This is a genomic window from Bacillus sp. JHAA, from assembly GCF_036961585.1.
GTDB classification, from domain to species: Bacteria; Bacillota; Bacilli; order Bacillales; family Bacillaceae; genus Bacillus; species Bacillus velezensis.
In genome coordinates, this window is sequence record NZ_JBAMDE010000001.1 from 215,801 (window position 1) to 229,926 (window position 14,126).

Here is a 14,126-nt window from a genome sequence, read left to right on the forward strand (position 1 = left end):
TGTCTTCCTCCTTATTTTTTCTTCAGAAATTCTTCCCATTCAGAGTCAAATCCGGATTGATAGCCCGGTGATGCCGCTTCCGGTTCATACTGGCGGGAAGCGGTGTCTGAGCCGCCCTGCTTCATCATCTTCCACCCGAAATACACCATGGCGCCGGCCAGTCCGATCGCAACGATAAATGGAAGAGAACCGACGAGAATCATAGCTCCGATGACGCCCGCGATGATACCCGATACCGCCCGGCCTTTTGAAAAACGTTTGATTCCCCAGTAAAGCATCAGGCCTCCGATCGCCAGCGGGATGATAAATGCGAAATGGCCTCCTCCGAAAAAGACAGAAAGTCCGAACACAATCAGCAGAAAGCCGCCTGCCGTTTTGCCATTTATATTCATGCAGATCCTCCTTTCGTTTTCCTTGTCTTTACTATAAACAAATCCCGCGGCCGGCAAAACGAGTCAGAGATTGATTTTCATATCAGACCGGAGTCGTATAAGCCCCCGGACCTTCGCATAAAAAAACGCCGCTGCACCGGACGGCGCAGGGCGTTTCACGAAAAATCTATATTCTGATGCTCGCTTCTTTTTCCCTGATGAGATCTGAACGTTCGGCTTTGGCCAGCTTCGTAAAGAACAATATTCCGAGACCGGACAGGACTTCAACGAGACCGCCGGCGGCAATGACTTTTCCGGGACCGAAGGCGTTAGCCGCGTATCCGCAAAGAACCGCGCCGAGCGGAATGGATATGTTTGAGATCATATGGATGACGGCATAGACTTGCGGCTGGTCATCATGGTCCACAGACGTCTGAATAATCGTATATTCCGGCACATTAATAGCGCTGACGGCAGATCCGAACGCAAACGCGGCGAGGAAGACGAGCGGCAGAAAAGTGTTGAGGCCGGTGATGAAAAATGCAGCTCCTTCTATGATTCCCGCTGACACAAACAGGAGACCGTATTTGTTCACCTTCACCTTAGCCAAAATAAAACCCATTAAAAAGGCTCCGCCCGTGCCTGTCGCTTTCAAAAGCGAGTAGATGATCGGCGGCATGTTTAAATCTTCGGCGACATAAACGGCAGAGAGCGCCTCCCACGGAGCGGCCGCAAAATTCATGAAGATACAATAGATGGCGAGCGGGTATAAAATCTGGTGTTTCCTGACAAGAACGAAACCCCGTTTGAGCCTTCCGAAATACGTCCCGCGCTGTCTGACGGCGACTGGATCCTGTTTGGCATGCTGGACTTGGTATGACATAAAAAGTACGAGAAAACCTGATAGAAGATAGAATATAAGAGCGATAAACAAAGAATAAGCGGGACTGATAAATGTTAAGAACACCCCGCTCAGCGTAATGGCGGCAAGCCTGACGATCTGGCCTGATGACTGGATGACCGCATTCGCTTTCTGCAGGCTGCTTTCTCCGACAATATTGGGGATTAATGAGATAGATGCAGGATTATAAGCGGCTCCCGTGGCTGAATGCACAATCATGAGAAGCATGACAAACCATAAAGGAGAAAAACCGTTAAAGTAACAGACCGGAATGATCAACACGACCGCCGCGCGCGTCAGGTCGGAGAAATACATCCAGAATTTCAGCGTATGCTGCTTCATAAAAGGCCCGGTAATCGGCGCCAGCATCGCCTCCGGAAGGAACGTGACCGCAATGAGCAGGGACGTGCCGATCGCGCCTTCCCCGTCAAAAATCAAAAACCATAGAATGGAATTAAAGGCAAAACCGTCGCCTGACAATTTAACCAGCCTTGAGATAAACAGAAGGGTGAAATTTTTATTCCAGATGCTCTCGCTCTTATTATATGTATCCATCTATCAAATCCCCCATTATTTTACAATGTTTCTTATAATATCTCATTTTTTAATTTTTCAGTCAATAATGCATAAGATACATTTTCCTCTTGTCAATAAAGGTTCAATTGATGGATATCTTATAAAAAAACAGCCGGCTTGCAGCTGCCGGCTGAACAAAACGTTATTCATCATCACGGAATACCGCGGCGCTTCTTTCATATTCTATATCCTGAACGCCTTGTCTTGCGTTGACCGCTCTTGCCGCCGCGAAAAAATAATCAGACAGGCGGTTCAAGTAACGCATCACCGTATCATTTATCTCTTCTGTTTTGCCGAGTTTGACGACGAGACGCTCAGCCCGTCTCGTGACGGTCCGCGCGATGTGAAGCTGAGCAGCCGCCTTATGCCCGCCCGGAAGAATAAATTTCTCAAGCGGGGGCGCTTCAGCCGTGTAACGGTCTATGCAGTCTTCCAATGCGGAAATAGATGTCTCTCTTAATGTATAGCTTCTATGTTCAGTGACCGTCGCCAAGTCGCCGCCGCAGTCAAACAGCTCATGCTGAATGTTTCGGAGTTCGGCTTTCACATCACCGCAATTCTCACAATCATCAAGCTCCGCAAGCGCAAGCCCGATAAAGCTGTTCAGCTCATCAATCGTCCCGTAGCTTTCAACCCGCAGACTGTCTTTATCCGTTCTGCCGCCGATCAGGCTTGTCTGTCCTTTATCGCCGGTTTTCGTATACAGCTTCATCGTTGTATTCCTCCTTCTTCCGCCGCTTTTACACATGCCGCGGTTCCTCTTCTGACGGCTCTTTCCGCGTGAGGGACGTCTATTGCCTCTCCTGTCTGCAAGGCACAAATGACAATGTCGCCTTTTGCCTGTCTGCCGGAAAGAGCCTGCATTCTCGCTTCAGCCGCTGCCGTTAACAGCCGTACAAATCCCTGTTCCGATAAACGTCCGCTGATCAGCACCCAAACGGTAAGCTGCGCAGTCACGGCAATTGTGACCGAATCAAACGTACGGCAGATCAAACCAGCGGCCGCTGAGCTGGAAAGCCGGCAGCTCCACGAAAAGCCCGGGCCGTCAGATGCGGTTGACAACATTCTGAACGGCCGTTCTGTATGAAGCGTTACGGTATTTCCGCTTTTGTTTATCAGAGAGGTGAACGGAACGTTGACAGGCTCTCTTTCCTCCCGCGCTTCCGGCATGAAAGCGATCAGCGGTTTCGGCGACGATAGCTGAGCAACAGCGCTGACGGTGATGCCGTAAATGTCTTCAATCGTCTCTTTTTTCAAAGCCTGATCCGGCGTCTGCTTCGGAAAAGCGCGTCCGTCTTTCATCATCAGGAGCTGATCACAATATTGGCCTGCGGCATTTAGGTCGTGAAAAATACTGATGACCGTCAGGCCTCTTTCTCTCGTCAGCCGCTTCACCGTATCAAGCAGGTCTTTTTGATATTTGAGATCAAGAAAGGTCGTCGGCTCATCCAGACACAGCACCTCAGGCTGCTGAGCCAGCGCCTGCGCCAGAAAGACGCGCTGCCGCTCCCCGCCGCTCAGATTGCGGACGGATTGCTGCGCATATCGGTCGATGCCCGTCATTTCCATCGCTTCCCGGACAATGTCTTCGTCATGTTGATCCATCTGTCTGAAGAGTCCTTTTTGATACGGGTATCTGCCGAAAGACACTGTTTCCTTAACGGTAAATGTAAAAGCTTGCTCCGTATGCTGCGGCAAAACGGCCATGATTTTCGCAAGTTCCCGCGGCTTGTACCCGCCGACGGGCCTGCCTGCGACGAGCGCCTCGCCTTTTGACGGAGAGAGCATTCCCGTCAACAATTTCAACAGCGTTGTTTTTCCCGAGCCGTTCGGACCGAGTATGCCGACAAATTCACCTTTTCCGGCGGTAAAGCTGACATCTTCCACAATCATCCGGCCTCCGTACCCGCCGGACAGGCTGCTCACCCTGATCATAAGCGTTTCCCTCCATGATGCTGGCGAAGCAGAATCAAGGCAAACACAGGCGCTCCCGCCAAAGCCGTCATAATGCCGATCGGCAATTCGACAGGCTCAATGACGGTGCGGGAAAACAAATCCGCCAAAATGAGAAACCCGGCGCCCGTCAATGCTGACAGCGGCAGTAAATGGCGATGATCCGTTCCCCATAAAAGCCGTGTCACGTGGGGAATGACAAGGCCGACAAATCCGATCGTCCCCGAGACGGCAACCGCTCCTCCCGTCAGCAGAGATCCGGCGGCGATCATCAGCCATTTTCTTTTTCCCGTACTGACGCCTAACAGCCTTGCCTTTTCTTCTCCATAAGTCATAATGTTTAATTCTCTGCCATTGATAAGCAGAAGCGCCGTCCCGGCCAGAAAAAAAGGCAGAAACAGCGCGACATAGCCCCAGCCCCTCATTGACACGCTTCCTAACAGCCAGCGGACAATCGGGAGCAGATCATTGCCCGTTAAAGCGATCACAAGCGATATGAGAGCCCCGAGAAAAGAATTCATGATGATGCCTGTCAAAATGAGCGTCGAAACCGACATCGACGCATGAACGAGGCGGCTGAAAAACAGAACCGCCGCCATGACCGCAATCGCTGCGGCAATGCTGACAACCGGTAGTGTGAACCGGCCGATGACGGGAATCTGAATGCCGAAAAACAAGGTGATAACGGCTCCCGCCGAGGCTCCCGAAGATACCCCGAGTGTATAAGGGTCGGCGAGCGGATTTTTCAGAAGTCCCTGAAACGCCGCTCCCGCAATGGATAACGCGGCTCCGACAAGGGCAGCCAGAACGACTCTCGGCAGGCGGATATTCATCATAATATTTACATTCATAGGATCAGCCGAGGATGTCCGGCCGATCCCGATCCAAAAAACGTCGGATAAAGGAATATGCAGACTGCCGATTGAAATGCCGAGTGCCGTACAAACGGCTAAAAACAGCAGGCTGACCGTGTAGGCCAGCGGGCGGTTACTTTTTAAACGTTTCAGGATAAACGCTTTCTGCAAGCTTCTCGACCCCTTTGACAAGGCGCGGGCCTGAGCGTGTGACAAGGTCGGGATCAACAGAATAGACATTGTGGTGTTTGACTGCATTGACGGCACCCCAGCCGGCGCGTTTTTCCACTTCAGCGGCCTTTACGCCGTCTGTCGTAATGATGACGTCCGGATTCATTTTGACAATCGCTTCATCCGTCAGCTGAACCCAGCCGGTCTGGCTGCCGGCGGCGTTTTTCGCGTGTATATCTTCAAGCATTTCGTTCATAAACGTGCCTTTCCCCGTCGTGTAGCCGTCAGGAGACACTTCGACGAATACTTTCTTTTCGTCTTTTTCAGAAATGGCCGCCGCTTTCTTTTCTATGCCGGAAAGGTCGGATTTCATCGATTTGATCAGCTTATCCGCCTGCTTTTCTTTGCCGGCCGCTTTCCCGATCATGCTGATAGATTTGTACACGTCTTGGAACGATTGCGCATCATTGACCGTTAAGACGGTGATGCCCGCATCTTTCAGTTGCTTCATCGCATCGGCGGAAGCGGACATAGAGGACGCGTGGGCAAGCACGAGATCCGGCTTCAGCGCGATGACTTTTTCAGCGTTCACATTCATATCTCCGACTTTCGGTTTTTTTACCGCTTCTTTCGGATATGTATCATTTGTCGTGACGCCTGCGACCTTATCTCCCAGTCCGAGCGCGTATGTAATTTCCGTATTGCTCGGCATGAGGGAAACGATTTTTTCCGGTGCCTGCTTTATGGTTACTTTTTCGTTCGCGGCATCCTTAATGGTTACCGGGAATGCTTCGGTTGAGACGGCTTTTTGTTTGGCCGCGCTTCCTTCTTCCTGTGCGCCGGAACAGCCGGCGATCACAAGGGCGGTGACCAAGAGCGCCGCCCAGACGGCAGTGATCTTCTTCATTCTTTTAACTCCCCCTGATTATGGTAAACGATTGTCTCTTTGACATTCGTATCCTTTTTTCGCAGTAATTATACTATAAGTCTTTAAGGCTTGTATATCCGGCCTTTTTGCATGAAAGCAAATTGTTCGTACACACTAAAATTCATCATGTATACTGTTACACAATGGTGTGAAAAGGAGGATTATTATGGAATTACAGCTTGAACGAAAGCTCGTGTTGATTACAGGATCAACCTCAGGCATCGGAAAAGCTGCGGCAAAAAGCTTTTTAGCCGAAGGCGCCGAGGTGATTATAAACGGAAGAAAAAAAGAAACTGTGGAACAGACGGTTGAGGAGCTTTCCGCTTATGGAACGGTTCACGGCATCACTGCGGATTTATCGCGTCAGGATGAGGCGGATGACTTGATAAAGCGCGCCGGCGGAATCGGGGAAGTCGATATTCTCGTCAATAATCTCGGTTTTTTTGAAGTAAAAGACTTCGCTGAGGTGTCTGATGACGAATGGACTCGGTATTTTGAAGTGAATGTTATGAGCGCCGTGCGCCTGTGCCGGCGTTTTCTGCCGCAAATGCTCGAGAGAAACAGCGGACGGATTCTGAACATCTCCAGTGAAGCCGGTGTCAAACCGCTTGCGCAAATGATTCCGTATTCAATGACGAAAACGGCGTTAATCAGCTTGTCCCGGGGAATGGCGGAAATGACGAAAGGCACAAATGTCACGGTCAACTCCGTGCTGCCGGGACCGACATGGACCGAAGGCGTCGCTTCTTACATGGAAGGAGCCGCAAAGGCTGCCGGAGAAGACACAAACAGCTTCGTCCGGGATTATTTTAAAGTGAATGAACCGACATCATTGATTCAGCGCTATGCAACCCCGGAAGAAGTCGCCAATACGATTGTATTTCTCGCTTCATCAGCGGCTTCTGCCATTAATGGCACCGCACAGCGGGTTGAAGGCGGCATCATCCGCTCCATTTAACACAAAAAAGCCCGGCACAATGGGGACTTCCCCATATGCCAGGGCTTTTTTTACATCATGCCTGCAAACGGAACCGGCTCCCAGCCGCCCGTCTCAAGCTCTGCTGAAAACAGGCCGCCCGCATGCGGCTGCTCAAGTCTTTCGGTTTCCGTCAATTTTTCCGTCGCGGTCGTAATGTATAACGTGTTCAAGTCTCTGCCTCCGAACGCGCAGCAGGTGACGTATTTCGCCGGAACTTCGATAGATGCAATTTCCTTATGCAAAAACGGGTCAATCCGGACGGCACGGCCGCCTCCGAACAGAGCCACCCACAGCATTCCGTCACGGTCAATGGTCATTCCGTCGGGAGATCCTTGCGACTTTGGAAAGCGGTAGACCGTTTTCGGATCTGATACGGCTCCGGTTTCAGGATCGTATGCATAACAGACGATTTCCTGCGTCGGAGTGTCGATATAGTACATCAAGTTTCGGTCCCGATCCCAATCCAAACCGTTCGAGGTGGAGACCTGGTCTTTTATTTTGGCAAGGCTGCCGTCCGTATTCAGACGGTACAGCGAAGCCTCCTCTTCTTTGCCTTCCATGCTCGTCGTTCCCGCCCATAATCTGCCGGACGGGTCGCATTTTGCGTCATTGAAACGGATATCTTCCCGCATGTCTCTCGGCTGCTTCATCTTCGTCAATGTATCTTCCCGAAGATTGTACAGGTAAAAACCGTCTTTCATCGTCATCACCAGCTCTTCCTTTGAATACAAGGCCAGAGCCGTGACAAATGATTTGAATTTAACGGAACGGTTGATTCCGTCAGCCGGAGTGAAGATATGCAGCTGGCTGCCCAGTATATCCACCCAGTACAGGCATTGCTTGTCCTTGTCCCATAAAGGGCCTTCTCCGATAACTGCTCTCGTATCTGCTCGTAATGCTGCTTCCATGTGTGAACACCTCTTTTGCTTGTCAGTCTTCTATTGTTATTCCCGACAAAGCGGCGTCCAAACTCAATCTTTTTTAAAAAGAATCGTAATCACCGTTCCGGCGCTGATTCTGCTGTTGACATGGATGGTTCCGTTATGAAGGTGTACCAGCTCCTTGGCAATGGCGAGCCCGAGTCCCGTTCCTTCTGACGGTCCCTTCGTATTCGTTCCCCGATAATAACGGTTAAACAGCTGGTGAATCGTTTCATCGTCCATTCCTCTTCCGTTATCTTTCACCTTCAGAATGAGCTGTTCGGCTGATTCCTCAAGCACGACCCGAATGGCGGTCCCTTTCTTATTATGCTTAACCGCGTTTGCCAGCAGATTCTCCAGAATACGGCGGAACCACGCTTCATCAATGGCGAAAAGAATGTCTTCCTTTTTGGTTTCAAAGGCGATGTCATAGCCTTCCGAGAACGTGTTTTTCGTGAAATCGTTCGTGACGTTTCTGATAAACGGCACGACGTTGATCAGCCGCCGTTCGATCGGGAGGGCCGCGTTTTTGAGACGGTATGTTAAGTTTAAGTCCTCAATCAGCTTGGACATATATTCTGATTTTTCCCGGACGATCTGCCCCATTTCTTTGACTTCTTCCGGGGTCCAGTCGTATTGCTTCGATTCAAGCATCATGCTGTAGCCGTAAATCGTGCTCAGCGGGGTTTTTAAGTCATGGCTCAGCCCGGCGATCCATTCTTCCCTTGTCGCCTGGATTTTTTCTCTGTTTTTCTTATCCCGCTTCAGCGTGTCGGTCAGCTGATCCATCGATTCGAAAATCTCGGCGAAAAAGCGGAACGGCTGCTTTGTTTTGCCTTTTTTGTTTTTGCTGACCGGCTGTCCTTTGCGGTTCTTCGGCTCTTCAAGCCGGCCCTTTGATAAATTGACGAGCCATTTGATGGTATGAAACAGCGGCCAGCCGAAACGGAAAGAGTACCAGATGGTCAGGATGCAGATCATAAATACTAAGATTCCGATCAAGAGGAAGAGGGTTTTCATCACATTTCTCAAAAATGATTTGTTAAACTCGTGATCGGGGATGTACACGGGGTTCGGCACCGACGCGACCATCCATTTCGTTTTATCGAGTCTTTTAAAAGAAATTTCCCGTTTGTAATTCCACGGCTTGGAACTGTATTTCAGCAATTCAAGCTCATTGACGGTGTTCCGTTCTTTTTTCGTGCTGTTGATATCCCCGAGCAGTCTGCCGCTGTCTTCGAGAAGGTAGACCGCCCCTTTTTCCCGTTTAATATAATCAACCGTGCTCTTTTTATATTGAGAAAGGGAAGCGAGGGATGGCTCCTGTGATTCGATGTAAGTGAGAAGCTGCTCACTGGCGGATTTCCAGCCGAACAGAATCAAATAGGTCTCATCATTTATCGTGACCGTCCAGTAATTCAGCTTGTAGTTGTCAAAATTCCGGTACTGGTAAATGGATAAGAGATCTTTTCTGCTGTAATGGCTCGGGACGTCTTTCGGCACTCTGTACGCGTAGTCCGTTTTTTCATTATCATTAATGATCTGCAGCCAGCCCTTCTGCTTTCGGACCGACATCTTTAAAAACTCATCGACGTCCCATGTGCCGTCTTCATTTTTATCAAGCCACGCTTCAAACGAGTCTGCCGTCGCTTTGGTCAGTCCCGCATTGGCTTCCGCTTCGCTGAAACGCCAATCCAAATAGAAGAAAGAAGCGACGGCCAAAACGGACATCAGCAGGATGACAAGCAGCAGCTGTCCGAAAAAGTGGAGCAGAAATTTTCCGCGCATTCTCATGAGCGGGTTCCTTTTTCTCCTTGATCGGGAATAAACCGATAACCGAGGCCGCGCACCGTTACAATATAAGACGGATTGCTGGGGTCTTTTTCAATTTTTTCTCTGAGCTTGCGGATATGCACCATGACGGTGTTGTTGTCGCCGTAAGACGGATATCCCCATACTTTTTCATAGATCTGATCTTTTGAGAGCACCACATCAGGGTGTTCACAGAAATATTGAAGCAATTGCAGAAGCTGTGCGGAGCAGCTGACGGGCTCGCCCCCGACGATCAGCTCGGCGTTTTGCGGTGAATAGGAAAAATGGCTGTATGAATACGTCTTTACCGCCGTTTTCTCTTCGCGCTTATAGGTTCTCTTTAACGTCGCTCTGATCCGCGCCGCCAATTCGAGCGGATTAAACGGCTTTGTTATATAATCGTCAGCTCCCAATGCAAATCCTGACAGCTTATCCGCATCAGAAGAACGGGCGGTCAGAAAAAAGATCGGAGCGTCGGTATAGTTCCGGATTTCGGTGCATGCTTCAAAACCGGACATGCCTTCCATCATCACATCCAGCACGAGCAGATCCGCGGTTTCATGTTTAACAAACTCGATCGCTTCCTCAGCGCTTCCGGCTGTCTTAATGTTGTGATAGCCTTCTTTGACGAGAACGCGTTTGACCATATCAACGATCGCCTTCTCATCGTCTACAATTAAAATTGACGCATTTTCCACCTTGGACGTTCCTTTCTCTTTGTTTTTTTCATCATATCATTATATGGATAAGATTTGGTACTTTTTTAGTGCGGAGGTCTTGCGGGGAAACAGAAAAGAAAAACGAGACCGGACATCTCTTCTCGTTTTTCTCATGTTGTCAGAGCGGAATATCCATCATTCCGCCGCTTTTGTCAGGAGCTTTCATTTATAAGATGAAGAATAAATTCCCAAAAACCCGGCACTTCCTGGCATAACAGCATGTCCGCTTTTTCAACTATTTTAATCTTCAATTCTTGTTCAAGATCTTCTCTTTCCTGGTATGATGTATTGCTCAGTTTTTTTTTTATCATTGGCGAAAAACGCGAAATCAAAAGTTCCATTTCGTCGGTATCTGTGTTCTCTTTGTTGAAGTCAAATGGCCCGTTCACTGCTTATTTTCCCCCTTTTTTTGCTTGTCCAGCTGCTTTCTGAGATTGTCGAGCCCTTTTTTATGAATATTGGAAATGTTCTGCCGTGATTCACCCAGCGACTCGGCAATCTCCTTCATCGTCGCTCCGTGAAGATAAATATTCGTCAGCACGCTTTTTTGTTTATCGGTTAACGTCTGAAGCGCTTCGTATAAATCACGGTTTTGGACATGCTGGCTCAAATCCCCCTGCTTCCGCAGAAACTCTTCATACGCGTCTTTTCCCATTTCATAGGGAAGCGCTTCACCTCCCTCCGGCTGATCCACCGTCAGCGGATAGCGCTTCTGATTTTTACGGATGCGCTTGTCAAAATCGATGGAGAAAATCCGGATCATAGAGTTCATATATTTGATGATCCGGATTTCCTTATAAAACTGTTTAAAATGGTCGTCCAGTGATTTTGCATCCTTCTCGTCTGAATGTTCCAGCACATTTTTAAATTTCTCGTAATGCTTTGGGTCACTTAAAAAATGTTTAACGATCGGATGTTTCATAATTTCCTTGCATTTTGACCGTAAAAGAACTTGATAGTCCATAAAACCGCCCCCTATTTAAATTAAATGAAAGAAAGCAAAAAAAAGTAAACTACTCCTTTCCGACTAAGATTCCGCACTCCTTATGTCCCGGTTTTGCCGGAACAAAAAAAAGACCCTCAACTGCGATATCAGGTTTACAGGAGCCGCTCTTTCTTTCACTTATATACATGACTGCAGGTCAAGTCAGGAGGTGGCTGATAATGGATCAGGTTTTTATAGAAGAAGCGGTCAGACAGATCGGCAATCTCGGCTTTCCGGCTCTGATTGCCATGTATCTTCTCACACGGTTTGAGAAGAAGTTTGACGCCCTGATCGAACTGATGACGGAACTGAAAGATCAAAAAATGAAAAATTAATTTTCACACGAAGTTGACTTTTCACCGGAACGCATCACTTAACAAAGCAGAAGGGAAAACGAAAGGCCTTTCACATTCTCTTTCTGAAAAAACAAAGCTTGAGAGGAGACGATTTACATGTCAAAAGAAAACAACTGCAATATCCCGCAGCCGATCAGAGGAGACAAAGGGGCGACCGTCACGATTCCGCGCAACCTTGAAAGAGACCGCCAAAATCCGGATATGCTGACGCCGCCGGAAACGGATCACGGCACAGTGGATAATATGAAATTCTCTTTCTCAGATGTGCACAACCGGCTGGAAAAGGGCGGATACGCGCGTGAGGTGACCGTTCGCGAGCTGCCGATTTCTGAAAATCTGGCATCTGTCAACATGCGTTTAAAACCGGGCGCCATCCGTGAGCTGCACTGGCATAAAGAAGCGGAATGGGCATATATGCTGACGGGCAAAGCGCGGGTCACGATTGTTGATGAACAGGGACGCAGTTTTATCGATGACGTGAAGGAAGGAGATCTGTGGTACTTCCCGTCAGGCCTGCCGCACTCCATTCAGGCGCTGAAAGAAGGCTGTGAATTCCTCTTGGTTTTTGATGACGGTTCTTTCTCAGAAAACAGCACATTCCAAGTGACTGACTGGCTTGCCCACACACCGCTTGATGTCATCGCCAGCAACTTCGGGGTTTCAGAAAAAGACCTCGCCGGCCTGCCCGGGAAAGAAAAATATATCTTTGAAGAGCCGGTTCCCGGGAAGCTGAAAGATGACATTGTGGAAGGCCCGAACGGTGAAGTGCCTTATCCGTTCACTTACCGCCTGCTGGATGAAGGCCCGACTGCTGAGACGGATGGCGGCAAAGTATATATCGCGGATTCCACAAACTTCAAAGTGTCCAAAACGATCGCTTCAGCGCTTGTCGTGGTCGAACCGGGCGCAATGAGAGAGCTGCACTGGCATCCGAACACGCATGAATGGCAGTATTATATTTCCGGTAAAGGGCGGATGACGGTTTTTGCATCAGACGGCCATGCAAGAACATTTAACTATCAGGCCGGGGATGTCGGTTACGTTCCGTTCGCAATGGGCCACTATGTGGAGAATTTGGGAGATGAGCCGCTCGTCTTCCTGGAAATCTTCAAGGATGACCACTATGCCGATGTGTCCCTGAACCAATGGCTTGCCATGCTTCCTGAGAAATTCGTCCAGCAGCATCTGGATCTGGGCAAAGACTTTACGGATATTCTTTCGAAAGAGAAACACCCTGTCGTCAAAAAGAAATGCTGAAGAAGATACACACCGGCTTGCAGAGTTCCGTCTCTGCAAGTCTCCTCTGTGTGAAAAGGAGCTGAACAGATGATCAATCAAAACGGGACGAAAATGTTTATTCTTCAGGTGCTCCGGTATGCCCTGGCAGCCGCTGCCGTATTATTCGGGTATTTTATCGTGATGATGGCCGTATTTTCATTAGCCGGGACGAGCTACGGATCGATGGCGTACGTCCTGCTTTTTTCCGTGCTTTTTATTTTTCTCGGTTTATGTTTTGAACCGCTTGAGCGGCTGATGATACATAGCTTTACCTTTTTTGGGACGGGCAGGCTGCCTTTTCTCCTTTTAGCCAGCACCGTTCAGCTGCTGTTCCTCTGGATGACCGCGTATACGACCGATAAACTGATTGAAAAGATTTGGCTGTCAACGACGGAGGAGCTGATTGTGGCGGGGGTTTTTTTCGTTTTGGATAAATGCGTCTCCGGAGAAAAGCAGCCCCGGGCGCAATAAAAAAACGCAGGCCGGAATGGCTCTGCGTTTTTTTTCATCATACCGTTGCGTTTTCATGCCGGATTAAATCGTAGGTTAAGCAGACCGGTTTGTTCGTGCGCGGATCTTTTACAATCTGTGCGTCAATTTGGAAAACGTCTTTCAATATGCCGGGAGTCATGACTTCCTCCGCCGTTCCTTCCTTGATGACGCGCCCTTTTTTCAGGGCGATCATGTAATGGGAAAAACGGGCGGCATGGTTCAGATCATGAATGACCATTAAAATGGTACGGCCCTGCTCCTTGTTTAATTTGTCGAGCAACTGCAAAATTTCAAGCTGATGGGCGAGATCTAAATAAGTGGTCGGTTCATCAAGAAGCAGCAGCTCCGTTTCTTGAGCGAGCGCCATGGCGATCCACACACGCTGCCGCTGCCCCCCGGAAAGCGCTTCGATCGGCCGGTCGTAAAATTCGGCCATCCCCGTCTCTTCCAGCGCCCATTTGATCATGTCACGGTCTTTATCACTCAAACGGCCCATTCCGGACTGATGCGGAAACCTGCCGTAAGAAACAAGTTCGTACACCGTCAGCCCGCTCGGCGCTTCAGGCGTCTGCGGAAGAATTGCCATTTCCTTGGCGATGTCTTTCGTGGATTTTTGCATGATCGCCTGTCCATTTAAATAGACGGCGCCGGATTTCGGTTTCATGATTCTTGACATCGTTTTGAGAACCGTCGATTTTCCGCAGCCGTTCGGACCGATCAGTGTTGTAATTTTTCCTTTCGGGATGGCGATATCCAATTCTTTCGCTATCAAACGGTCGCCATAACCGACAGTAAGCTGTTCCGCCGATAATGAGTTCATCGCGGCAGTCT

The 14,126-nt window shown here is 49.2% G+C and carries 16 protein-coding genes; 4 read left to right on the top strand and 12 right to left on the bottom strand.

The annotated features are described in order from the left end of the window. Positions 1-11 precede the first annotated feature (11 nt). The 6 genes from V7728_RS01115 to V7728_RS01140 form a co-directional block, all read right to left on the bottom strand. Entirely contained in the window at positions 12-392 is a 381-nt protein-coding gene (locus tag V7728_RS01115) for a protein liaI (RefSeq protein WP_007410056.1), read from the bottom strand. Positions 393-558: 166 nt separating this feature from the next. Beyond that, positions 559-1,827: an MFS transporter gene (locus tag V7728_RS01120; RefSeq protein WP_012118411.1), complete on the bottom strand. Its 1,269-nt coding sequence runs from the start codon at positions 1,825-1,827 to the stop codon at positions 559-561. 163 nt (positions 1,828-1,990) lie between these two features. After that, entirely contained in the window at positions 1,991-2,560 is a 570-nt protein-coding gene (locus tag V7728_RS01125) for a cob(I)yrinic acid a,c-diamide adenosyltransferase (protein WP_007613687.1), read from the bottom strand. Then, entirely contained in the window at positions 2,557-3,783 is a 1,227-nt protein-coding gene (locus V7728_RS01130) for an ABC transporter ATP-binding protein (protein WP_082998485.1), read from the bottom strand. Before V7728_RS01130 ends, V7728_RS01125 begins: the two co-directional genes overlap by 4 nt. Further along, the gene (locus tag V7728_RS01135) at positions 3,780-4,826 is read right to left on the bottom strand and encodes a FecCD family ABC transporter permease (RefSeq protein WP_025285248.1); all 1,047 of its coding nucleotides are present in this window, start codon (positions 4,824-4,826) and stop codon (positions 3,780-3,782) included. The genes V7728_RS01130 and V7728_RS01135 overlap by 4 nt, the downstream gene beginning before the upstream one ends. After that, complete coding sequence (locus tag V7728_RS01140) at positions 4,789-5,733, bottom strand: ABC transporter substrate-binding protein (protein ID WP_082998484.1); 945 nt, start codon at positions 5,731-5,733, stop codon at positions 4,789-4,791. The genes V7728_RS01135 and V7728_RS01140 overlap by 38 nt, the downstream gene beginning before the upstream one ends. A 187-nt stretch (positions 5,734-5,920) precedes the next feature. Here V7728_RS01140 and V7728_RS01145 point away from each other — a divergent pair, with 187 nt between their 5' ends. Beyond that, complete coding sequence (locus V7728_RS01145) at positions 5,921-6,712, top strand: SDR family NAD(P)-dependent oxidoreductase (protein WP_082998483.1); 792 nt, start codon at positions 5,921-5,923, stop codon at positions 6,710-6,712. Between the two features lie 50 nt (positions 6,713-6,762). Here V7728_RS01145 and V7728_RS01150 read toward each other — a convergent pair whose 3' ends face one another. The 5 genes from V7728_RS01150 to V7728_RS01170 form a co-directional block, all read right to left on the bottom strand. After that, complete coding sequence (locus tag V7728_RS01150; RefSeq protein ID WP_082998482.1) at positions 6,763-7,641, bottom strand: SMP-30/gluconolactonase/LRE family protein; 879 nt, start codon at positions 7,639-7,641, stop codon at positions 6,763-6,765. A gap of 63 nt (positions 7,642-7,704) precedes the next feature. Further along, the gene (locus V7728_RS01155) at positions 7,705-9,447 is read right to left on the bottom strand and encodes a HAMP domain-containing sensor histidine kinase (protein ID WP_015240563.1); all 1,743 of its coding nucleotides are present in this window, start codon (positions 9,445-9,447) and stop codon (positions 7,705-7,707) included. After that, entirely contained in the window at positions 9,444-10,163 is a 720-nt protein-coding gene (locus V7728_RS01160; protein ID WP_003151779.1) for a response regulator transcription factor, read from the bottom strand. The genes V7728_RS01155 and V7728_RS01160 overlap by 4 nt, the downstream gene beginning before the upstream one ends. 173 nt (positions 10,164-10,336) lie before the next feature. Beyond that, positions 10,337-10,573, bottom strand: a complete 237-nt coding sequence (gene rsoA / locus V7728_RS01165; protein ID WP_003151778.1) for a sigma-O factor regulator RsoA — start codon at positions 10,571-10,573, stop codon at positions 10,337-10,339. Further along, positions 10,570-11,106: a sigma-70 family RNA polymerase sigma factor gene (locus tag V7728_RS01170; protein ID WP_087920805.1), complete on the bottom strand. Its 537-nt coding sequence runs from the start codon at positions 11,104-11,106 to the stop codon at positions 10,570-10,572. Before V7728_RS01170 ends, rsoA begins: the two co-directional genes overlap by 4 nt. Before the next feature lie 242 nt (positions 11,107-11,348). Between V7728_RS01170 and V7728_RS01175 the strand changes: the two genes are divergently transcribed. From V7728_RS01175 to V7728_RS01185, 3 genes are all read left to right on the top strand, one after another. Next, positions 11,349-11,504, top strand: a complete 156-nt coding sequence (locus V7728_RS01175) for a YvrJ family protein (protein WP_012118419.1) — start codon at positions 11,349-11,351, stop codon at positions 11,502-11,504. 117 nt (positions 11,505-11,621) lie between these two features. Then, the gene (locus tag V7728_RS01180; RefSeq protein WP_012118420.1) at positions 11,622-12,782 is read left to right on the top strand and encodes an oxalate decarboxylase family bicupin; all 1,161 of its coding nucleotides are present in this window, start codon (positions 11,622-11,624) and stop codon (positions 12,780-12,782) included. A gap of 69 nt (positions 12,783-12,851) precedes the next feature. Then, on the top strand, positions 12,852-13,274 hold the full coding sequence (locus V7728_RS01185; protein WP_012118421.1) for a regulatory YrvL family protein: 423 nt from the start codon (positions 12,852-12,854) through the stop codon (positions 13,272-13,274). A 37-nt stretch (positions 13,275-13,311) separates the two neighbouring features. Here the strand turns inward: V7728_RS01185 and V7728_RS01190 are convergent, their stop codons facing one another. Beyond that, positions 13,312-14,115 (bottom strand): ABC transporter ATP-binding protein, encoded by an 804-nt coding sequence (locus V7728_RS01190; RefSeq protein WP_012118422.1) that lies wholly within the window; start codon positions 14,113-14,115, stop codon positions 13,312-13,314. Positions 14,116-14,126: the final 11 nt, after the last annotated feature.

Bases quoted from the DNA above. Each gene is read 5' to 3' on its own strand.
- V7728_RS01115 (WP_007410056.1), bottom strand. From the start codon at position 392: ATGAATATAAATGGCAAAACGGCAGGCGGCTTTCTGCTGATTGTGTTC.
- V7728_RS01120 (WP_012118411.1), bottom strand. From the start codon at position 1,827: ATGGATACATATAATAAGAGCGAGAGCATCTGGAATAAAAATTTCACC.
- V7728_RS01125 (WP_007613687.1), bottom strand. From the start codon at position 2,560: ATGAAGCTGTATACGAAAACCGGCGATAAAGGACAGACAAGCCTGATC.
- V7728_RS01130 (WP_082998485.1), bottom strand. From the start codon at position 3,783: ATGATCAGGGTGAGCAGCCTGTCCGGCGGGTACGGAGGCCGGATGATT.
- V7728_RS01140 (WP_082998484.1), bottom strand. From the start codon at position 5,733: ATGAAGAAGATCACTGCCGTCTGGGCGGCGCTCTTGGTCACCGCCCTT.
- V7728_RS01145 (WP_082998483.1), top strand. From the start codon at position 5,921: ATGGAATTACAGCTTGAACGAAAGCTCGTGTTGATTACAGGATCAACC.
- V7728_RS01150 (WP_082998482.1), bottom strand. From the start codon at position 7,641: ATGGAAGCAGCATTACGAGCAGATACGAGAGCAGTTATCGGAGAAGGC.
- V7728_RS01155 (WP_015240563.1), bottom strand. From the start codon at position 9,447: ATGAGAATGCGCGGAAAATTTCTGCTCCACTTTTTCGGACAGCTGCTG.
- V7728_RS01170 (WP_087920805.1), bottom strand. From the start codon at position 11,106: ATGAAACATCCGATCGTTAAACATTTTTTAAGTGACCCAAAGCATTAC.
- V7728_RS01175 (WP_012118419.1), top strand. From the start codon at position 11,349: ATGGATCAGGTTTTTATAGAAGAAGCGGTCAGACAGATCGGCAATCTC.
- V7728_RS01180 (WP_012118420.1), top strand. From the start codon at position 11,622: ATGTCAAAAGAAAACAACTGCAATATCCCGCAGCCGATCAGAGGAGAC.
- V7728_RS01185 (WP_012118421.1), top strand. From the start codon at position 12,852: ATGATCAATCAAAACGGGACGAAAATGTTTATTCTTCAGGTGCTCCGG.
- V7728_RS01190 (WP_012118422.1), bottom strand. From the start codon at position 14,115: ATGAACTCATTATCGGCGGAACAGCTTACTGTCGGTTATGGCGACCGT.